Source organism: Streptomyces sp. NPDC005775, from assembly GCF_042871565.1.
GTDB lineage: Bacteria > Actinomycetota > Actinomycetes > Streptomycetales > Streptomycetaceae > Streptomyces.
In genome coordinates, this window is sequence record NZ_JBIAIU010000020.1 from 98128 (window position 1) to 117321 (window position 19194).

The window sequence follows — 19194 nt, forward strand, 5'->3', positions numbered from 1 at the left end:
GGTGAGCGAGCACGTCGGAAGGGTGCGGCATGACAACGCTGAACCGGCCGGGCACACCGGACGGGCACGTCTGCGGGATCGACACCGCGATGGAGGTGATCGGCGGCAGGTGGAAGGTGCTGATCCTCTGGGCGCTCCACGAACACCCCTGCCGTCGCTTCGGCGAGCTGCGTCGACTGCTTCCGGGGATCTCCGAGAAGGTGCTGGCCTCTCACCTGCGCGAGCTGGAAGCGGACGGTGTCGTGCACCGTGTCTCCTACGACGAGGTGCCGCCGCGCGTCGAGTACTCACTGACCGAGGACGGCAAGCACCTGAACGACGCGCTCCAGCCGCTGGCCGCCTGGGGTCGCGAGCGGCCGGCCGGTCGAGGGCCGGAGGAGAAGGCAGGCCAGTGCCTGTAGCGAACGTGCTGGTCACAGCCACTCGTTGGCGTCCCAGCACGCGATCTGCCACAACCAAGATCTACTCTCGCGCCAAACCCCAGTGGGCCTCGTCGAACCCGCCCCGGTGATCCGGTTTGGCGACGCACTCCACCCAGAGGAGTTTGCCGCCCTGTCCGGGGAGTCCGCCGCGCATGGGGTAGGCGCCCCAGCTCTCGGCGTAGAGGGTGATGAGGTAGAGCCCGCGTCCGCGTTCGGTGAGTTCTTCCGGGGCCTGTGCGGTCCAGCGGAAGGGGGCGGGGATGTGGGGTTCGGTGTCCCAGACGCCGAGGCGGACGCGGCTGCGTCCGGCGTCGCGGATGCGCAGGGAGTACGGGCCGGAGGAGTGCTGGTAGGCGTTGGTGACGAGTTCGCTCGCCAGGAGCTCGGCGGTTTCGGTGAGTTCGGCCATGCCGTGGACGCGGAGCACGTTACGGAGGGTGGCGCGGGCGACTCCGGGGGCCCGGGGATCCTGCGGGAGTTGGAGGGTGTAGGTCCAGGGCGGCGTTACGGTGGCTGCGGGCATGGAGTTCTCCGATCACGAGGGGCGGGGAGGCGTCGATGAGGGGTCCTGCGGTACCCGGTGACGAGGCCGCTCCGTCGAGCGGGGTGCTTCCGGGCGGATGGCCTGAGACCAAGCTAGCGAGTCGCAGTTAACGTGTTAACCGAATCGCGAGATATCCGTAAACTCGCACCCTTGTGGGTGACCAGCCGTTCAAGGAGGCGAACACGCCCGTGAGAAGCAACCCAACGGGTCGCCAACTCCGCTTCGGCGCCGAACTGCGCAAACTTCGCGAGCACGCAGGTCTCACCGCCACCGAGACAGGCCGGATCCTGGGCGTCCAGCAGAACCAGATCAGCAACATGGAGGCCGGCCGCGTAGGCGTGAGCCCCGACCGCGTACGCGCTCTGGCCGGCCACTACGGCTGCACCGACCAGGCACTGATCGCCGCGCTCTGCGAAATGACGGCGGACCGAAACCGCGGCTGGTGGGAGGAGTACCGCGAAATTCTTCCCGGGCCCTTGCTCGACCTCGCGGAGGTCGAACACCACGCACAACATCTCCGCACCGCGGTGACCGTGCACATCCCCGGGCTCTTCCAAACGGTCGAGCACGCCCGCGAGGTGTTCCGGCAGGACGTACCGGCGTTGCCCCCACCCGACGTAGAACACCGGGTCTCGTTCCGCATCAAACGGCAAGCCGTCCTGTACCGGGAGCAACCCGTCCCCCAGCAGGTCGTCATCCACGAAGCGGCTCTTCGCATGCAGTTCGGCGGCACAGTGGTCGCCCGGAAGCAGTTGGAGCACCTACTGGCGCTGAGCGAGCTCCCGCACATCTCGCTCCACGTGATTCCGTTCTCTGCGGGCAGCTTCGCGGGCTCGGGCCAGTCGATCTACTACTCACATGGTCCGGTCCGCCAACTCGACACCATCAACCTGGACCAGTCGCACGGCCCCGTGTTCCTCGACACCGACCCCCAGCTCGAGAAGTACCGAGTCCTCCTGAACCGAATGGAGAGCATCGCACTCGGCCGGGAAGAGTCCAGGACCTTCATCCACACCATCGCGCTCAGCCTGTGAAGGGATCCGAGATGACCGCAAGCGTCTGGCAGAAGTCGTCCTACTGCGCCCAGGGCAACTCGTGTGTCCACGTGGCCGCAGGCAACGGCACCGTAAGAGTGAGGGAGTCGGGCGACCCCACCGGCGCGATACTCCACACCACCCCCACCGCCCTGCACGCCCTCCTCCGCGCGCTCAAGCAGGAGCAGCACCCCCATGGCTGACAAGGCCCTCCCCACCCTCACCTGGGCCCGCGCCGCCCCCGAGGACGAGACCGGCCCCGGCCCGTGGATCGAGATCGCGTTCGGTGAGGGGAACGACCTCGTCCATCTCCGCGAGACGAGTGACCCCGAGAACATCGTCACGACCACTCGCGCCAAATGGGAGGCCTTCGCGAAGGGAGTCCGGGCGGGCGAGTTCGACCACTTCACCGAGCCCGCCGGCTGACGACCGCCCGGCCCGCCGGGGCCGGAGCGGCGCACGAAGGATGACGGCTTCCCCCTCGGGCGGCGGAGGCGCCCAGGCGCCCTCTCCTCCTCTCGGCGGTGCCGAACTCACCCCCGGGAACGGCGATACGGGTGTGCGGGCGCGAAAGGCTGACGTCATGCGCCCGACACAGCACCCCCACTCCCCGGCCGATGTCGCCACCTCGCCCGCCCCTCGTTGGGCTGTCCGCTCCGCGCACCTCGCCGCTCTCGTCGTCCTGCCGACCGGCCTCTGGCGCATCGCGCTCGTCATCGGCTTCCCGTCCGGCTACACGGCCGACGGGTTCGCGGGCTTCGAGACCCCGGGCGCGAAGGCATGGATGCTGTTCCTGAGCGTGGCCACCGAATTGCTGGCACTCCTGACCACCGGCCTGGTGCGCCCGTGGGGCGAAGTACTGCCGCGCTGGATCCCGCGCATCGGCGGGCGTACGGTCCACCCCCTGGCCGCCACCGTGGCCGCGCTCGTCGGAGCCGGCTGCCTCACCGCGCTGTGGACACCCATGGCGTGGTGGTGGACCTTCCCGCACACCGACATGACACACACCGGCCACATCGTCGTGGGCCTGCTGTACCAGCCGCTCATCCTCTGGGGCCCGCTCGTGGGCGCGGTCGCCGTCGCCTACCACCGCCGCCGCACGGTACGAGGCCCTGTCCGCCAGACATGAGTGAGGGGAACGTTCAAGCCGCGCCGCCTCGTTACGTCTCCGGCCGTCCCTGTCACCAGCAGCCGCCCGAGGAGCATCGTGCCCGAGCCCACCCCCGTCACCGCCGCCGTTCTCCCCGCCCTGCCGCCCCTGACCACACAGGGTGAGACGCTGATCGAGCTCGGGATCCACGAGATCGCCGGCCTGACCGCAGCCGAGATCCGCGGCTTCGCCAAGGCGGCCGGGGCGGGCGGGGCCGTACAGGGCGGGCTGCTCACCGTCCACCCGGACCGGGCCCCCGCGTCGGCGCTCGCCCCGCTGCTCCGTCGCGACGACAAACAGGGCTTCGTCGTCGTCGACATGCCCGATGTCGACCTCTTCACCCCGCTCGACACCATCACGGTCCCCGACGCACCGCTCCACGTCCTCGGTGACATCGACCGGGGCGACCACATGGCGAACTGGAGCCCGGACGAAGCGCTGCCCGCCCTCGCCGCGCAGGGCCGCACCCCGCTGCTCCTCACCGAGGGCATCCACTGGGTGCTGCAACAGCCCGCCGCCCTGGAGCGCAACCACTGCTTCATGACCATCGGATCCCGGCTGCGCAAGGCCAACGGCGCCCTGGACGCCCGCACCCCGGCGCTCTGGATCAGCAACGGCACCGGCCGCGACGGCCGGGAGCGACGCAACGCTCCGAAGGCCGGATGGTGCTGGGCGGGCAACCGGCACACCTGGCTGGGCTTCGGCTCCACCACGGGTCGCCACCTCCCTGACGCGTAGAGGTGCGGCACCACCCCGGCCGACTGTCACACCTCCTCGCTACGCTCCCGGCATGCCTGCCTTCCGAGACTTCAACCTCAAGCTGCTCGTCATCGATCAGCTCATGTACACGGACGAGACCCTGACGCCGGCGTTCCGCATCGCGGACTGCCTGAAGGCGAAGGGAGTCGACGACCCACAGACCTACGCGTACGACAACGACCTCACCTACACCGTGCTCCCCGAGGCCCGCGCATACTTCGAGGCACTGGAGATCAGTACGGAGCTGCTCGCGACGGTCGAGGAGCTCATCCTCGACGGCGGGCTCTCGGTGTACCAGGAGTGCTCCCCGGTCTGGGACGGCGAGGACGACCTCTTTGACGTGGGTTCGCTCGACGACCTCGATCTGCTGCCGAACCTGAAGCTGATCTCCGGCGTCGAGGACTGCGGAATCGGCGCCGCCTTCGACGTCGACGTGCTGGCGGCCCGGGGCATCGCCGTCGACTGAGGGCGCCGGCAGCCGTCCGCGAGGCAGCTCGGCAAGCCGCCCGTGGCCCTCAGCCGCAGCGCTGTTGATCCGTACGCTGACCGCATGGGAATGGACATCACCGTGCTGCCCGCCGACTGGGCATGGCTGGGAGAGGCGGCGCGCGACAAGAGGCTCTCGCGGTTGCGGGACGCATGGCACGACGACGGGACCGGGTTGTGGGATCACGACGCTCCGGCACTGCCCGAAGGCGAGTGGACATGGCCACGGGGGCCTCACAGCGGCTCCTTCGCCGTCTACGAGTTCCGGCGCACCCTCGGCTCGTACAAGGCGCACTTCTGGACCGGGGAGCGGTGGGAGGACGTACGCGACCATGCAGACCCGCTTCTGCGGACCGAGTTGGACACCTTGCTGCTGGGACTGGTCTGGCAGGGGATGGACGGCGAGGCCTCCCAAACCGATCCGGGCTTCTTCAGCGATGATCCCGCCCTCGCGCATGACCTGCTGCTCGCACGCTCGCCGGACAGCGTTCGGGGGCTGGCTGCGACGTGGGAACGCGTGCGGCCCCTGCTCCCCGGGCTGCGAGGGGCCTTTGACGAGCACGCCGCCGGCGCCCATGGTTGGGCGGGCACCTTCGAAGCCTTCACCGACCTGTTGGAGGACTGGGGATCCGTCCTGTCCGGGACTGCCCTTCGCGGCTGGGGAATCGTGGGGCTGCGCGGATAGCTGCGAGCCGGCGGAGCCCACGCGGTGGAATTCTTCTTGGACGAGGCGCGGCCCAAGCCCGAGACTCCTGTCATGTCCCTCACCACACACCTCGGGCCATCCGCCGCAGCAGCCGTTCTTCTCGCGCTCACCGTGACCGCGTGCGGAACCGAACACGCCGGGCAGCAGCAAGCTCAGCCGGCCGTCCCGCGACCGTCGTTCACCCCCCGGCCGAAGTGCGCCCAGCCGGCCGAGCCCCCTCCGAGCACGCCTCCCTCCGCGTCTTCCGCGCCTTCTGCTGCCGTGCCGCAGGAGGGAAGCAGCGTGGACGGACCGCCCAACTACGCCGACAACCACGCCTACCGCATGTCCGCCGATCTCAGCCCGGCCCAGCAGGCAAAGGGCGAGGTGTCGGCCGGGCTCATCCGGTACGAGCTGGAAAAGGCCCGGAAGGAGGGTGACGTGAGTGAGAAGCGGATCACGGCGTCGCTGAAGAATCTCGGCTGCGGGAAAGAGCACGGCGTCTACGTCGGGAACGGCTTCTACAGCGTTCACACGGGAGACGTGTGCGTGTCCGGGCACCTGACGGAGAAGGAGCTGACCATTCAGGTGCACGGCGCCTACGCCGAGCCGCAGCCGGGAATGGGGCCATGCGTGGAGAACCGGGGAGGTCACTGAGCGCCACCCGCCGCTCGGACACGGACCGCGGGATCGCGCGATCGCGCGAACTCGACAGCGCCGGACGGCCGGGCACGTGTCCGGGGACCTCCACGCGGGCATGATCAAATGCATGAAAACGGGCAAGAGGGACGTCGTCGGCAACGGCACGGAAGCCGAGCCGGGATACGACGCGAGAATCGACGCGGTCGACCGCGTCAGCGATGAACCGGGGCAGATCCTGCACTGGAACTTCTTCATAGGCGGCCACCTGAGCGCCTCCGTACCCGTGCGCCTCGTCGAACGCACGCCCGAGGGCCAGCTCGTCTGGATGGAGGCGGGCACCCCGATGTGGCGCACGGCTCTGCCGCGCGGTGCCACACACCTGCGTGACATCGCCCCGCACGAGCGCCCCGCCGAGGGCTACCCCGTGATCGCCGACCGGTGGCCGATGGGCAACGCCCTGTTCCACCAGCCGACGGGTGCCGCGCACTCCGTCCTGTGGCTGTTCGGCCGTGGACAGAAGTTCCGCGGCTGGTACGTCAATCTGGAGCGTCGGGTCCACCGCGGTGCCGACATCGACATCGCCGACCACGAGCTCGACATCAACGTGTCACCGGACCGGACCTGGCGGTGGAAGGACGAGGAGTCCTTCGCCGAGAAGACCGGCCATCCCGCGTACTGGACCGCCGAGGAGGCCGCGGCCATCAGGACCGAGGGAGACAGAGTGGCCCGGCTCGCCGAGGCCGGAACGTTTCCCTTCGACGGCTCCTGGTGCGATTTCCGGCCTCCCCAGGCCTGGCGCACCCCACCCCGACCACCGGTCCCCCGCCACCCGCTCCTGTGACCCATGGCCGCCCCGACCTCCCCGCATCACCCCTGACGGGTGCGGTTCCGGCCTCCTCGCAGGTCTCGGCCAGGGTGGCGCGATGGCAATCATTGCCCGGCGTCACCCTCCGTGATACACAGAGTAACCAGACACAAATCGCTCACACACCGATTCGATCCGCAGGTCAGGGCGGCCAGACCGGTCATATGTACGAGATCCGGGTAAAGAGAGCCGTCAAGTCGTCGTACGAGAGCAGTTTCATCAGCGAAGATAGAGGGTGACTCGTGCCAAGCGACACGGGCATCGAACTACCCAACAGGGGCGGTGACTTACATGATCCTGGCAGCTGAGAAGGGCGACATCACCACCATCATCGGCGGAATCGCCCCGAACTGGGGGCCGTTCGGGACCTTGGGCAACGAGGCCCGCGTAATGATCGAGGTCGTGATGGCGATCGCGATCCTGCTCTGCCTCGGCATCGCGGTCTGGGGCGCGGCGAAACAGCGCATCGGTGCGACGGCCCTGCGCGACACGTTCAGCGCGGAACAGGGCAAGGGGCTGATCGTCGCGGGCCTGACCGGTGTGTTCATCATCGGATCACTGGGGACCGTGTTCACCATCGTCTACGGCATGGCCGTCTAACCAGCCGTCAGCTCATGCCCAGGGGCGTCCCCGCCCACCCCTCACCATCCGTCCGTCGTGCCCACCGGCAGAGGTTGCGTCTCCCTGATGTCGACTCACCACACCGCGTCCACGCGGGAACCAGCACGGCTACCGTCGTACAAAGGAACGGTTCAGGCAACGGTTGAGGGGGCGTGCGCGGCATGAGTCACGACGACGGCTACGGCAACGACTCGGGGCGTACGGGCGACGGCTACAGCACCCTCGGCGGCACGCGCCAGACCCGCACCCGCCTCCCCGACGGCGAGGGCGGCGACGGCTACGGCCCCCGCCGCCCGCCCCGCAGCTCCCGCTCGCTGGTCACGGTCGTGGGCGTGATCGTCCTGCTCCTCGCAGCCATCGCGTTCGCCAACTTGGGCGGGGGCGACGGAGACAAGGGCGGCACGTCGGGGGGCGGCGGCGGAAGCAAGGCAGGAGCCGCGCCGACAGCGGCCACGGGGACGAAGCCGGTGACGGGGAAGAACGGTGAGATCCCCTCGGGCTTCGCGCACGACGAGCAGGGGGCGCAGAGCGCTGCGTCCAACTTCGCGGTAGCACTCGGCTCTGTCGGAATGTTTACGAAGGACAGCCGTCACGCAATCGTGGACAGCATCTACACCTCTGACGCCGCGAACAAGCTGAGGGCACCCCAGGACGCCGCATACTCACCGGGTTTCCTCCAGAAGCTGGGCCTTGACGCCGATGGAATTGCACCTCAGGACAGCACCTTTGTTTCGCGGACCATTCCCGTAGGCACCAAGCTGGAGCTTTACGGTGGCGACACGGCCAAGGTATCGGTCTGGTACACGGCATTGATCGGCATGTCCGGTCCAGGTTCGACCGACCCCGTCAGTACCTCCTGGAAGACCTGGACCGTCGAACTCACGTGGACAGACGAAGGCTGGAAGGCCGTCGACGACACACAGAGAGACGGGCCTGCCCCGGTCCCTGGGGACGTGGCCGCTTCCAGCTCTGACGAGATCAGCAAGGCTGTCGAGGAGTACGGAGGCTTCACTTATGCGAGGTAGCCCTCGGTTCGGCGTTCGCGCCGTTGTCGCCGCTCTGGCTGCAGTACAGACAGCCGCTGTCCTCCTCTCCGCACGTGCCGTCGCCGCGCCTACGCCATCTCCGACTCCGACGCCGAGTCCGAGTAACAGGGCCTGTGACCTGCTGATCGGACCCGCCAAGAACTACTGCGAAGGCGACAACTCCGCCCCCCAGTCCGACCTCCCCAACAGCGTCGACCCCTCCCTCGACCCCCTCACCTCCCTCGGACGCGGTTGCGCCGACGCCGCGGCGTGGATCGTGGGCAAGCTCAGCGAGGCCGTCAAGGGCACCGCCAACGTCGACTTCACCAACACCCGCTTCCTCCAGCAGTACGCGATCGTCTTCGCGGCCTCCACCGTGCTGACGCTCGTCCTGTGGCTCCTCGCCGTCGCCAAGCGGGCGATCCGCGGCGTGCCGGTCACCACCGCGATCTCCGAGGCCATCGGGTTCCTGTGGCTCACCGTGCTCGCGTCCGCGTTCACGCCGCTGATCCTGTACACGATCGTCTCCGCCACCGACGGCGTCACCGAGGTCATCTCCTCGTCCTCCGGCGGTCAGACCGACGTCTTCTTCGGGTCGTTCGCAGAGGCGCTCAAGAAGGACGCCGACATCGGCGGCGGGCCGATCATGCTGATCGTCGTCTCGCTGGTGTCGATCCTCGCCGCGGGCATCCTCTGGCTGGAGCTCGTGATCCGCGCCGCCCTGCTCTACGTCGGCGCCCTGCTCGGAACCGCCGTGTACGCGGGACTCGTCGACAAGAACATGTGGGGACACGTACGCCGCTGGGCGGGCATCATGGTCGCCGTGATCATGGTGAAGCCGGTCATCGTCATCGTGCTCGGGCTGGCCGGCGCGCTGTCCTCGGACGACGGCCCGGACGCGTTCTCGGCCGTCGTCTCCGGGCTGGCCATCATCCTGCTGGCGATCTTCGCCTCCGGCATGATCTACCGCTTCGTCCCCGGCTTCGGCGACGAGATCCAGGGCGCCCGCACCAACCGCAAGCAGGCCACCGACGGCTCCCAGGCCGCCGCGATGATCAGCTCGCCCGCCGCACTCGTCTCGCAGGGGATCAAGACCCACAGCAGCCGCGGCGGCGGCCAGGACAGCGGTGGCGGCAACAGCGGCGGCGGACGGCCGTCCAACCCGGTCAGCGGCGGAGTCGCCGCGCACAGCTCCCGCAACTCCGGGAGCGGGGTCGGCGGCGGATCTGTCCCCTCCGCCGCACCTCCGCCCCGCAGCGGTTCGGGCCCCACGTCCGGCACCCCGCACGGCAGCCGCAGCCCACGCGGCGAATCCGGCAGTTCAGGTAACAAAAGCACAGGAGGTGGCGGGCGTTGAGCACGCAGTCCCATCCGATCGCGCCCCGCCGTACGTATCTCATCGGCCGTGCCCGGCCGAACGCGATCGTCGGCAAGAACCGTGAGACGGGCGAGATCGCCCTGATCATCGGCGGCGCGTTCCTCGGCATGATGAGCGGGCTGCTCGTCCCGGTCCTGTCCCTGCGGATCGTGCTGCTCACCGGCTTCCCGCTGCTCGCTCTCGCGATCGTCTACGTCCCGTACAAGCACCGCACCTTCTACAAATGGTTTGAGATCAACCGCAGCTTCAAGCGTTCCCTGCGCCGCGGCACGTCCTACCGCTCCACCGCGATGGAGGCGGGCGTCAGCGCCGACGGGCGCGAGGTCGAGATCGGGCCGCCCCCCGGCATCGGCCGGATCAACTGGCTGGCCGCACCCTTCGGGCCCGACGAGATCGCCGTACTGCTGCACGCCGACCGGCGTACCGTCACCGCGGCCATCGAGATCGAGGGGCCCGGCGTCGGGCTGCGCGACAGCGAGGACCAGGAAGCGCTCGTCGACCGGTTCGGCACGCTGCTCAAGCACGTCGCCAACGGCGACGGCTTCGTGACCCGTATCCAGATGCTGGCCCGCACCCTGCCCGCCGACCCCGACGCCCACGCGAAGGACGTCGCCCAGCGCGGCGACAAGGGCTCCCCGGGCTGGCTGCAGGAGTCGTACGAGCAGCTCCAGTCCATGGTCTCCACCTCCAGCGAGCAGCACCGCGCCTACCTCGTCGCCTGCATGCACTTCACCCGCGAGCTCGCCGCCGAGGCCAACGCCATGGCCCGCGCCGCCCGCCCGCACGCCGGCCGCAAGCTCGACCGGGACGCCGGCCTCGCCGTCGTCATGGCCCGCGAGCTGACCGACATCTGCGCCCGCCTCGCCGAGGCCGACATCCGGGTCCGCCAGCCGCTCGGCCAGAGCCGGCTCGCCTCCCTGGTCCACTCCATGTACGACCCCGACCACCCCATCGACCACATCCAGGCGATGACGAAGCGCAACGCCTGGCCGGCCGAACTGGACGCGGTCGAGCCGACGTTCCTCCAGGCCAAGACCCGTGAGTCGTCCACCCGCGCACCCTGGTGCCACTCCACGGCCTGGGTGAAGGAGTGGCCGATGACGCCCGTCGGCGTCAACTTCCTCGCACCGCTCCTCGTCCACACCCCCGACGTGATCCGCACGGTCGCCGTCACCATGGACCTCGAACCCACCGAGATCGCCATCGAGCGGATGCTCACCGAGAAGACCAACGACGAGGCCGAGGCCAGCCGCCAGGCCAAGATGAACCGCACCGTCGACCCCCGCGATATCGCCGCCCACGGCCGGCTCGACCAGCGGGGTGAAGATCTCGCGAGCGGCGCGGCCGGGGTGAACCTCGTGGGGTACATCACCGTGTCGTCGCGTTCGCCCGAGTCCCTCGCCCGCGACAAGCGGACGATCCGGGCCTCGGCGGGCAAGTCGTACCTGAAGCTGGAGTGGTGCGACCGCGAGCACCACCGAGCGTTCGTGAACACCCTGCCGTTCGCCACCGGCATCCGCCGCTAGCCGCGATCCCGAGCGCGAGCCCCGAGGGCGAACCGCGAACCGTAAGCCGTAAGCCGTAAGCCGTAGTCGTAAACCGCACACGACCGAGAGAGACGAAAGGGAGGTCGGTCACGCCATGCGAGATCCGCTGTCCGCGTTGTCGGACGCCTTCACCGCCTTCCTCTTCGGAAAGGTGGAGACGACCCGGCTGCCCGTCCGCACCTCGACCGGACAGGCGCAGGCGGTCTACCTGCCCACCGCCGCCCCCGGCCTCGGCGACTCCGGCGTGATCATCGGCCGCGAGGTGTACTCCGGCAAGGGCTACATCTACGACCCCTTCCAGCTGTACGGGCAACAGCTCCCCGCCCCGCACTGGCTGGTGCTCGGCGAGTCCGGCAACGGCAAGTCCGCGCTGGAGAAGACGTACGTGCTGCGCCAGCTCCGCTTCCGCGACCGCCAGGTCGTCGTCCTGGACGCGCAGGGCGAGGACGGCGTCGGCGAATGGAACCTCATCGCCCAGGAACTGGGCCTGACCCCCATCCGCCTCGACCCCACCTCGGCGCTCAACGGCGGCATCCGCCTCAACCCGCTCGACCCCGCGATCACCAGCACCGGGCAGCTCGCCCTGCTGCGCACCATCATCGAAGTCGCCATGGGCCACGGCCTCGACGAGCGCTCCGGCTTCGCGCTCAAGGTCGCCCACGCCTACGTGAACGAGACGACGACCGACCGCCAGCCGGTACTGATGGACATCGTCGACCAGCTGCGCCACCCGGAACCGGAATCCGCCCAGGCGATGAACGTCGACATAGACGACGTACGGGCCTGGGGCCTGGACGTGGCCCTCGTCCTGGACCGGCTCGTCGACGGTGACCTGCGCGGCATGTTCGACGGACCGACGTCCGCGGGCATCGACCTCGACGCCCCACTGATCGTCTTCGACCTCTCGCACATCGACCGCAACTCCATCGCCATGCCGATCCTGATGGCGATCGTCGGCGTCTGGCTGGAGCACACCTGGATCAGGCCCGACCGCAAGAAGCGCATCTTCCTGGTGGAAGAGGCCTGGCACATCATCAACTCCCCGTTCGTCGCGCAGCTCTTCCAGCGCCTGCTGAAGTTCGGCCGCCGGCTCGGGCTGTCGTTCGTCGCCGTCGTCCACCACCTCAGCGACGTCGTCGACGGAGCCGCGGCGCGGGAAGCGGCGGCCATCCTGAAGATGGCCTCGACGCGCACGATCTACGCCCAGAAGGCCGACGAGGCGAGAGCGACCGGGCTGGTGCTCGGGCTGCCCCGATGGGCGGTCGAGATCATCCCCACCCTCACCCCCGGCATCGCGGTCTGGGACGTCAACGGCAACGTACAGGTCGTCAAACACCTGATCACCGAGGCCGAACGCCCCCTCGTCTTCACCGACCGCGCCATGACCGAGTCCTCCTCGACCGACCTCCTCCCGGAGGACGTACGGGCCGCCGAACTGGAGGCGGAGCAACGCGCGGCACGGATCGAGAACCAGCAACGGCTGAACGAGTCGTCCGAGTCAACGGTGGCATGACATGGCGGGTGCGGGGCGCGGAGACGTACGCGGCGGCGGCAACGGGAACAGCGGAGGCATCCCCGACGGGCTGCTGATCGGCCTGCTGCTCTTCCTGCTCGGGCTCACGCTGCTCGCCTGGACGGCCACCGGCCTGGCCGGCCTCCTCGCCCACGGCGGCTGGCCCGACGGCGTCACCCTCGCCGAGACTCCCCTGGCCATGCGCCGGCTGGTGGAAGCCCCGCACGACCTGCCCGCCGCCTGGCCGGTCACCCCGGCCGGGGAGCTCTCCGGCTACGGCCTGTTCTGGGGCCTGTTCATCGGCGAACTGATGGTGTTCGTGGTGCTGACCGTGTTCGTGATGGGCGTGGTGGCCCGCTGGCGGGGCGTACGGGCACGCCGGCGCGCCGAGCTGCTGGAGCCGAGGAGCGAGCCCTCGCAGGAGTACGCGCACGAGGACCGAGCAGCGTCCCCCCACCCGGCACCCGCACCCGAGCCCACCCCCGTCGCCGCCCCCACTCCCCTGACCGCCACCGCCACCGCCACCGCCACCGCCACCGGGCAGTCGGCCCAGCCAGACGCCCCCACCACCCAGCCCCTGGCCCCCGTGGCTCCCCTCCCGCCCGTCGTGCCCTCCCCCCGGACGCCCCTCGTCGTCTACGGCTCCGCCGCCACCCGCCGGCCCACCGCCGTCCAGGCCATCCGCGAGGCGGACGGACCCGTGGTCGTCGTCACCTCCGACCCCAGCGTCTGGGCCGAGACGAAGGACGCCCGCGCCAAGCTCGGCCCGGTCCTCGTCTATGACCCCGGCCACCTCTGCGACACCCCCGCCCGGCTCCACTGGGCCCCCACCACCGGCTGCGAACAGCCCGACCGCGCGGCCGCCCGATCTGCCGCGCTCCTCGCCCCGGTACGCCCGCAGTCCCGCATCGACGCGGCGACGGCCGACACCGCGGAAACCCTCCTCCAGTGCTGGCTGCACGCCGCCGCGATCGACGGCCGCCCCTTCCGCCAGGTCCACCGCTGGGCCCTCGGCGGCAGCGCCCACGAACCGGTACGCCTGCTCCGTACGCACCCCAAGGCGGCCTCCGGACTCGCCGGACTGCTGGAATCCGCGCTCACCGCCCACCCCGAACGCCGGGAGATGGCACAGGAACTGACGGTACGGGCCTTCGGCGCCCTCTCCTCGGTCCACATCCGGGACGCCTGCACACCGAATCGCGCCGACTCGCTGGCACTGGCATCTTTCGCGGACGAGGGGGGCAGCCTCTACGTGGTCGGCGAACCCATCGAGAACCCGCGCTCGGGCCCCGGGGCGATGCCCCTGCTCACCGCGCTCGTCTCAGACGTGGTCGAGCACGGCCGCCGCATGGCCGCACGGTCATCCGGCGGTCGGCTCGACCCACCAATGACCCTCGTCCTCGACGACATCGCGGCCGTCGCACCCCTGCCCCGGCTGCCGGAACTCCTCGCCACCGGCGAGGACCAGGGCCTGCCGACCCTCGCCCTGCTCCGCTCCCGCGAACAGGCCCGCGCCCGCTGGACCGAGCAGCTCCAGACCCCGACCACCCTCTGAACCAGGGCCGGGAAACGACCTGCACCGGCCGACGCCGCACCGCGTCGGCGATGGCCGCGGCGACGAACCGTTCGACGGCTGCACCGGAAGGCGGCCCGGGAGGCTCGCGGTCCGTGAACAGGAGGTGCCCGCCGCCGACCAGGGACAGGGTGAGCGAGTCAACGTCGGCGTCGCCCGCGATGCGGCCCCGTTCACGCTCGGCAGCCAGATGGGCGGAGATCGCGGTCGTGGCCTCCGCGAGGATCGCGACGCCGCCTCCGGGCCTGACTTGCCGCAACCGGGTACGCAGCTCGTCCCTGAAGGTGATGAGCGGAATGATCGCCAACGGACCTTGTCCGAACAGGGTGCTCATCGCGGCGGTGAGGTTGCCGGTCACCGTTCCGGTGCCCGCGGACTCGCGCAGCGCACTCGTCTGCGTCTCCAGCCGGGATGAACTACACCACCCTGGCCACCACCGCCGTACGCGCCGGCACCCCCTGAACCAGGCGCTCTACGGACGCGCCACCGCGTACTCCACCTCCCGGGCCGTCGGATCACCCGGCATCGGCACGGTCTCCCCGGTCGGCACGAACCCGATCCGGCGGTACAGAGCCGCCGCCCGCGGATTGTCCTCGTGCACATACAGCCGTACCCGCTCGATCAACGGCTCACCCAACGACCACGCCCATTCCGTCCCGGCCCGGAACAACTCCTCGGCCAGCCCCCTGCCCCGCGCTTCCGGCCGTACGAACACCCCCACCACATGCGCCTGGTGGACCGCGGCCGCCTCACCGAACCGCACCTCGTCCTCCGGCCGCTCGATCAGCACGGTCACCGTGCCCGCCCAGCTGCCGTCGGGCGCCTCCGCGACGAACTGCCGCACCCCGCCGGCCCCCGTCTCCGAGGCACCGGCTGCCCGCTCCCGCCAGAAGTCGTCCGACCGTTCCAGGCCCTGCTCGTACGTCTCCAGAAAAGCCACCGGTGCCACCGGATCCCGCAGGGCGGCCAGTCGGAGTTCCCTGACCAGCTGCCATTCCCCGGCACGCACCGGGCGTATCACGTAGTCCATACGCCGATCCTGACCGGCCACCCACGACCGTGCAAACGGATTCGGCCAAAGCCGAAGCGTCGTACCCCGGTACTACGCCCGCCACCACATCCCGCCCCCGGTCCGACGCCCCGCACCAGCCCCCTCCGTAGCGTCGACCCCATGATCAGGGCATACGAACTCACCAAGAAGTACGGCGACACCACCGTCGTCCAGGACCTCGACTTCACGGTCCGCCCCGGCACCGTCACCGGCTTCCTCGGCCCGAACGGCGCCGGAAAGTCCACGACCATGCGCATGCTCCTCGGCCTCGACGCCCCCACCCGCGGCCGCTCCACGATCGGCGGACGTGCGTACGCCACCCACAGCGCACCCCTCACCGAAGTCGGCGCCCTGCTGGAAGCCCGTTCCGTCCACCCGGGCCGCACCGCCTTCCACCATCTGATGGCGCTCGCCCACACCCACGGCATCCCGCGCAGCCGCGTCGACCACGTCCTCGACCTGGCCGGCCTGACCGCCGTCGCCGGGAAGCGGGTCAAGGGCTTCTCGCTCGGCATGGGCCAACGACTCGGCATCGCCGCGGCGATGCTCGGCGACCCCGCCACCCTGATCCTGGACGAGCCGGTCAACGGCCTCGACCCGGACGGCGTGCTCTGGATCCGTAACCTGCTCAGATCCCTCGCCACCCAGGGCCGCACCGTCCTCGTCTCCTCGCACCTGATGAGCGAAATGGCGCTCACCGCCGACCACCTCGTCATCATCGGACGCGGCCGTCTCCTCGTCGACACCACGGTCGCCGACTTCGTCGCCACCGCGGGCGGCAGGGCGGTCAAGGTCGTCACCCCGCAGGCCCCCGCCCTGTCCGACCTCCTGCGCGGCCCCGGCATCGAGATCACCCGCGCGGACGGCCCGGACCAACTGGAGATCCGCGGCACGGACTCCGCCCACATCGGACGCGTCGCCGCCGCCCACGCCATCCCGCTGCACGAACTCACCCCGCTCGCCGCGTCCCTGGAGCAGGCTTTCATGGACCTCACGCAGGAATCGGTCGAGTACCGGACCCCCGCCCCCGAACCGACCGGAGCCCCGGCATGACCACCGCGACGTCCACCACCCCGCACCCCTACCGCATCACCCCGACCCGGGTACTGCGCTCCGAATGGCACAAGCTCCACACCCTGCGCTCCAGCTGGATCACCCTCGGCTCCGCCGCCACCCTCATCCTCGCCGTGGGCATCGTCATGGGCACCACCTACACATCGGACGGCGGCGACTCGGACGTCGACACCGTCATCCTCGTCCTCTACGGCACCACGCTCGCCACGCTCTGCACAGTGGTGCTGGGCATCCTCGTCACCGCAGGCGAGTACTCCTCCGGCATGATCCGGGCCTCGCTCATCGCCGTCCCCCGCCGGCTCCCCGTCCTGTGGGCGAAGGCAGCCGTCTTCACCACCACCGTCCTCGGCGTCATGCTCGCGACTTCCCTGCTCACGTTCGTCGTCGCGCAACTCTTCCTCCACGACACGGACCAGGCCGCCTCCCTGACCGACCCCGGCGTCCTCCGCGCCGTGGCGGGCAACGCGGTCGGGGCCACCCTCCTCAGCCTCATCGCCCTCGGACTCGGCGCCCTGCTCCGCTCCGTCCCGGGCGCGATCGGCGCCTTCATCGGAGGCGTCATGGTCCTGCCGGAGGTACTCGGCATGCTCCCGTACGACGCCGTGGAAACGGTCATCCGCTGCTTCCCCACCCAGGCGGCCGGAGTCCTGGGTTCCGCGACACAGCTCCCCGACGCCGCATCCCCCGGCGGGGCCCTCCTCGCCCTCGTCCTGTGGTCAGCGGCCACACTCACCGCGGCAGCCGCGTTGCTGCGACACCGCGACGCATGACGCGGTCAGAGCCGGACGCGAGGATGGACAAGTGACGGACAACGACACACACCGGCCGGCGGGCACCTCCCCGCTCACCGGCCACATCCAGCGACTGCTCCAGCGCGTCCGCTCGTTCGACCGCCGCCGCCCCCTCGTATGGAACGGGCTGCTCACCACGTTCTGGGTCCTGTTCGCCGTCCTCGACGTCTCGTCGGGCGGCTGGCGCACGGTCGCCGTCGACCCGAACGTGTCGGAGTCGCTGGTCCTGACGATGAGCGTGGCGTTCTCCGCCCCCCTGCTGTGGCGCCGCAGCCACCCGATGGCCGTGCTGGTGTTCATGGCGCCGTTCTCCCTGGCCAACGGCTGGACGGGGGCGGCGATCCAGGCCGCGCTCCTCCAGGAGATCGTCGTCTTCAACATCGCGCTCAGGAGGCCGGTGCGCACCCTGGTCTGCTCCGGCGCCCTCGTACTCGCCCCCCTCGCGGCCGGCTCGGGCCGCTCCCCCGGCGACTGGGACCGGCTCTTCGTCCCTCACCTGTACGCGTTCGTCCTCGCGGCCCTGGTCGGCATCGTGGTGCGTACGCGCAAGGAGTACACAGAGGCCCTCGTCGACCGCGCCAACCGTCTGGAACTCGAACGCGACCAGCAGGCACAGCTGGCAGCGGCCGCCGAACGGACCCGGATCGCCCGCGAGATGCACGACATCATCGGCCACAACCTCTCCGTGATCACGGGCCTCGCGGACGGCGGCGCCTACGCCGCGACCAAGAACCCGGAACGGGCCGCCCAGGCCCTGGACGCCATCGGCGCCACCAGCCGCCAGGCCCTCGCCGAACTCCGCCGTCTGCTGGGCGTCCTGCGCGACCCCCCGGGCAGGGCGGACCGCACTCCGCAGCCCACACTCGACGACATCGACGCCCTGCTGGAGGGCGTACGCAGCGCAGGTCTCCCCGTACGCCTGCACCGCCGCGGCACCCCGCCGACCGTCCCGCCCAGCCCCGGACGGCAACTGACGGTGTACCGGGTGATGCAGGAGGGACTGACAAACACGCTGAAGCACGCCGGCACCGAGGAACCGCTGGCCGCAGAGATCACGTTGACGTACCGTCCGACGGAGCTGGAGGTCGTGATCACGGACAACGGCACCCCGCACCCCACCGCCGGCCCACCCGACGGCACCGGCCAAGGCATCACGGGCATGCGCGAACGTGCCTCCCTGTACGACGGCACCCTCGAAGCGGGCCGACCGACCACCGCGGGCTGGCAGGTACGGCTCCGACTCCCTCTGGAGGACTCCCCCTCGTGACGACCGTGCTCATCGCGGACGACCAGCCGATGCAACGCTTCGGATTCCGCATGCTGTTGGAGAGCCAGGACGACATGACCGTCGTCGGTGAGGCCGCCAACGGCCATGAAGCCGTGCAGCTCGTCGCCCAGCACCAGCCGGACGTCGCCCTGATGGACATCCGCATGCCGCTGCTCGACGGAATCGAAGCGACCCGCCGCATCATCAGGGCCGGCTCCCGCACCCGCGTCCTCATCGTCACCACGTTCGACCTGGACCGCTATGCGTACGACGGCCTGCGCGCCGGCGCCAGCGGCTTCCTGATCAAGGACGCGCTGCCGGAGGACCTCCTCTCCGGCATCCGCGCGGTGGCCAGCGGCGACGCGGTCGTCGCCCCGAGCCTGACCCGCCGTCTCCTGGACGCGTACGTACAGCACTTGCCGGCGATTCCCGGCGGCCCCGCCACCCCCGACGCACGGATCGCGAAACTGACGGACCGAGAGCGCGAGATCCTCACGTCCATCGGCCGGGGCTGGACCAATTCGGAGATCGCCGAGCGCTTCCACGTAGCCGAATCGACGGTGAAGACGCATGTCTCGCGCATCCTCGCGAAGACGGAGGCCAGAGATCGCGTTCAGGCGGTCATCCTCGCGTACGACACTCATCTGGTCACCACAGGCTGAAGCCCCGGTAAACGCAGAAAAGCCCCGTGCCACAAGGGCACGGGGCTTTCCAACAATAATTGTTCGGCGGCGTCCTACTCTCCCACAGGGTCCCCCCTGCAGTAC

General features: G+C 70.0%; 22 protein-coding genes and 1 pseudogene. 20 read left to right on the forward strand and 3 right to left on the reverse strand.

The features are described 5' to 3' along the window. Positions 1-29 precede the first annotated feature (29 nt). Entirely contained in the window at positions 30-401 is a 372-nt protein-coding gene (locus ACFYPA_RS34250) for a helix-turn-helix domain-containing protein (protein ID WP_359319396.1), read from the forward strand. A 61-nt stretch (positions 402-462) separates the two neighbouring features. On the opposite strand, the gene ACFYPA_RS34255 is transcribed toward ACFYPA_RS34250, so the two are convergent. After that, complete coding sequence (locus ACFYPA_RS34255) at positions 463-945, reverse strand: ATP-binding protein (protein ID WP_359085429.1); 483 nt, start codon at positions 943-945, stop codon at positions 463-465. Positions 946-1154: 209 nt separating this feature from the next. Between ACFYPA_RS34255 and ACFYPA_RS34260 the strand changes: the two genes are divergently transcribed. The 15 genes from ACFYPA_RS34260 (at position 1155) to ACFYPA_RS34330 (ending at position 14226) form a co-directional block, all read left to right on the forward strand. Next, positions 1155-2000, forward strand: a complete 846-nt coding sequence (locus tag ACFYPA_RS34260) for a helix-turn-helix transcriptional regulator (protein WP_359319394.1) — start codon at positions 1155-1157, stop codon at positions 1998-2000. An 11-nt stretch (positions 2001-2011) separates the two neighbouring features. After that, complete coding sequence (locus ACFYPA_RS34265) at positions 2012-2203, forward strand: DUF397 domain-containing protein (protein ID WP_359085427.1); 192 nt, start codon at positions 2012-2014, stop codon at positions 2201-2203. Beyond that, positions 2196-2426: a DUF397 domain-containing protein gene (locus tag ACFYPA_RS34270; RefSeq protein ID WP_359085426.1), complete on the forward strand. Its 231-nt coding sequence runs from the start codon at positions 2196-2198 to the stop codon at positions 2424-2426. The genes ACFYPA_RS34265 and ACFYPA_RS34270 overlap by 8 nt, the downstream gene beginning before the upstream one ends. Before the next feature lie 157 nt (positions 2427-2583). Beyond that, positions 2584-3129 (forward strand): hypothetical protein, encoded by a 546-nt coding sequence (locus tag ACFYPA_RS34275; protein ID WP_389136336.1) that lies wholly within the window; start codon positions 2584-2586, stop codon positions 3127-3129. A 78-nt stretch (positions 3130-3207) separates the two neighbouring features. Beyond that, positions 3208-3888 (forward strand): DUF5701 family protein, encoded by a 681-nt coding sequence (locus tag ACFYPA_RS34280; RefSeq protein WP_389136338.1) that lies wholly within the window; start codon positions 3208-3210, stop codon positions 3886-3888. A gap of 52 nt (positions 3889-3940) precedes the next feature. Next, positions 3941-4375, forward strand: a complete 435-nt coding sequence (locus ACFYPA_RS34285) for a DUF6892 domain-containing protein (RefSeq protein WP_389136340.1) — start codon at positions 3941-3943, stop codon at positions 4373-4375. An 84-nt stretch (positions 4376-4459) separates the two neighbouring features. Next, on the forward strand, positions 4460-5080 hold the full coding sequence (locus tag ACFYPA_RS34290; protein WP_389136342.1) for a hypothetical protein: 621 nt from the start codon (positions 4460-4462) through the stop codon (positions 5078-5080). Positions 5081-5383: 303 nt separating this feature from the next. After that, positions 5384-5737, forward strand: coding sequence for a hypothetical protein (locus ACFYPA_RS34295; protein WP_389136344.1), 354 nt, complete (start codon positions 5384-5386; stop codon positions 5735-5737). 112 nt (positions 5738-5849) lie between these two features. Further along, the gene (locus ACFYPA_RS34300; RefSeq protein WP_359319386.1) at positions 5850-6563 is read left to right on the forward strand and encodes a DUF402 domain-containing protein; all 714 of its coding nucleotides are present in this window, start codon (positions 5850-5852) and stop codon (positions 6561-6563) included. A 315-nt stretch (positions 6564-6878) separates the two neighbouring features. Beyond that, entirely contained in the window at positions 6879-7187 is a 309-nt protein-coding gene (locus tag ACFYPA_RS34305; protein ID WP_072489575.1) for a hypothetical protein, read from the forward strand. A 182-nt stretch (positions 7188-7369) separates the two neighbouring features. Next, a complete protein-coding gene (locus tag ACFYPA_RS34310; protein ID WP_389136347.1) occupies positions 7370-8233 on the forward strand; it encodes a hypothetical protein in 864 nt (287 codons plus the stop codon). Further along, complete coding sequence (locus tag ACFYPA_RS34315; RefSeq protein ID WP_389136350.1) at positions 8223-9590, forward strand: hypothetical protein; 1368 nt, start codon at positions 8223-8225, stop codon at positions 9588-9590. Before ACFYPA_RS34310 ends, ACFYPA_RS34315 begins: the two co-directional genes overlap by 11 nt. Next, positions 9587-11137 (forward strand): SCO6880 family protein, encoded by a 1551-nt coding sequence (locus tag ACFYPA_RS34320; protein ID WP_219573890.1) that lies wholly within the window; start codon positions 9587-9589, stop codon positions 11135-11137. The genes ACFYPA_RS34315 and ACFYPA_RS34320 overlap by 4 nt, the downstream gene beginning before the upstream one ends. A 115-nt stretch (positions 11138-11252) precedes the next feature. Further along, entirely contained in the window at positions 11253-12671 is a 1419-nt protein-coding gene (locus ACFYPA_RS34325) for an ATP-binding protein (protein ID WP_359085417.1), read from the forward strand. Position 12672: 1 nt separating this feature from the next. Then, positions 12673-14226: a type IV secretory system conjugative DNA transfer family protein gene (locus ACFYPA_RS34330; RefSeq protein ID WP_389136354.1), complete on the forward strand. Its 1554-nt coding sequence runs from the start codon at positions 12673-12675 to the stop codon at positions 14224-14226. A gap of 25 nt (positions 14227-14251) precedes the next feature. Here ACFYPA_RS34330 and ACFYPA_RS34335 read toward each other — a convergent pair. Both ACFYPA_RS34335 and ACFYPA_RS34340 read right to left on the reverse strand, forming a co-directional pair. Beyond that, positions 14252-14659, reverse strand: a pseudogene (locus tag ACFYPA_RS34335) (TetR/AcrR family transcriptional regulator); the annotation flags it as partial. Positions 14660-14716: 57 nt separating this feature from the next. Next, entirely contained in the window at positions 14717-15274 is a 558-nt protein-coding gene (locus ACFYPA_RS34340) for a GNAT family N-acetyltransferase (protein ID WP_389136356.1), read from the reverse strand. Positions 15275-15415: 141 nt separating this feature from the next. Between ACFYPA_RS34340 and ACFYPA_RS34345 the strand changes: the two genes are divergently transcribed. The 4 genes from ACFYPA_RS34345 to ACFYPA_RS34360 are packed head-to-tail and all read left to right on the forward strand — an operon-like array spanning position 15416 to position 19089. Further along, entirely contained in the window at positions 15416-16348 is a 933-nt protein-coding gene (locus ACFYPA_RS34345) for an ABC transporter ATP-binding protein (RefSeq protein ID WP_389136358.1), read from the forward strand. Further along, positions 16345-17139: an ABC transporter permease gene (locus ACFYPA_RS34350; RefSeq protein ID WP_389136361.1), complete on the forward strand. Its 795-nt coding sequence runs from the start codon at positions 16345-16347 to the stop codon at positions 17137-17139. Before ACFYPA_RS34345 ends, ACFYPA_RS34350 begins: the two co-directional genes overlap by 4 nt. Positions 17140-17170: 31 nt before the next feature. Then, positions 17171-18427, forward strand: a complete 1257-nt coding sequence (locus tag ACFYPA_RS34355; protein WP_359319376.1) for a histidine kinase — start codon at positions 17171-17173, stop codon at positions 18425-18427. Beyond that, positions 18424-19089 (forward strand): response regulator transcription factor, encoded by a 666-nt coding sequence (locus ACFYPA_RS34360; RefSeq protein ID WP_359319374.1) that lies wholly within the window; start codon positions 18424-18426, stop codon positions 19087-19089. The genes ACFYPA_RS34355 and ACFYPA_RS34360 overlap by 4 nt, the downstream gene beginning before the upstream one ends. Positions 19090-19194: the final 105 nt, after the last annotated feature.

Coding starts and splice junctions, on each gene's coding strand:
- ACFYPA_RS34310 (WP_389136347.1), top strand. CDS start 7,370: ATGAGTCACGACGACGGCTACGGCAACGACTCGGGGCGTACGGGCGAC.
- ACFYPA_RS34350 (WP_389136361.1), top strand. CDS start 16,345: ATGACCACCGCGACGTCCACCACCCCGCACCCCTACCGCATCACCCCG.
- ACFYPA_RS34290 (WP_389136342.1), top strand. CDS start 4,460: ATGGGAATGGACATCACCGTGCTGCCCGCCGACTGGGCATGGCTGGGA.
- ACFYPA_RS34300 (WP_359319386.1), top strand. CDS start 5,850: ATGAAAACGGGCAAGAGGGACGTCGTCGGCAACGGCACGGAAGCCGAG.
- ACFYPA_RS34330 (WP_389136354.1), top strand. CDS start 12,673: ATGGCGGGTGCGGGGCGCGGAGACGTACGCGGCGGCGGCAACGGGAAC.
- ACFYPA_RS34285 (WP_389136340.1), top strand. CDS start 3,941: ATGCCTGCCTTCCGAGACTTCAACCTCAAGCTGCTCGTCATCGATCAG.
- ACFYPA_RS34340 (WP_389136356.1), bottom strand. CDS start 15,274: ATGGACTACGTGATACGCCCGGTGCGTGCCGGGGAATGGCAGCTGGTC.
- ACFYPA_RS34305 (WP_072489575.1), top strand. CDS start 6,879: ATGATCCTGGCAGCTGAGAAGGGCGACATCACCACCATCATCGGCGGA.
- ACFYPA_RS34345 (WP_389136358.1), top strand. CDS start 15,416: ATGATCAGGGCATACGAACTCACCAAGAAGTACGGCGACACCACCGTC.
- ACFYPA_RS34250 (WP_359319396.1), top strand. CDS start 30: ATGACAACGCTGAACCGGCCGGGCACACCGGACGGGCACGTCTGCGGG.
- ACFYPA_RS34255 (WP_359085429.1), bottom strand. CDS start 945: ATGCCCGCAGCCACCGTAACGCCGCCCTGGACCTACACCCTCCAACTC.
- ACFYPA_RS34315 (WP_389136350.1), top strand. CDS start 8,223: ATGCGAGGTAGCCCTCGGTTCGGCGTTCGCGCCGTTGTCGCCGCTCTG.
- ACFYPA_RS34325 (WP_359085417.1), top strand. CDS start 11,253: ATGCGAGATCCGCTGTCCGCGTTGTCGGACGCCTTCACCGCCTTCCTC.
- ACFYPA_RS34270 (WP_359085426.1), top strand. CDS start 2,196: ATGGCTGACAAGGCCCTCCCCACCCTCACCTGGGCCCGCGCCGCCCCC.
- ACFYPA_RS34275 (WP_389136336.1), top strand. CDS start 2,584: ATGCGCCCGACACAGCACCCCCACTCCCCGGCCGATGTCGCCACCTCG.
- ACFYPA_RS34265 (WP_359085427.1), top strand. CDS start 2,012: ATGACCGCAAGCGTCTGGCAGAAGTCGTCCTACTGCGCCCAGGGCAAC.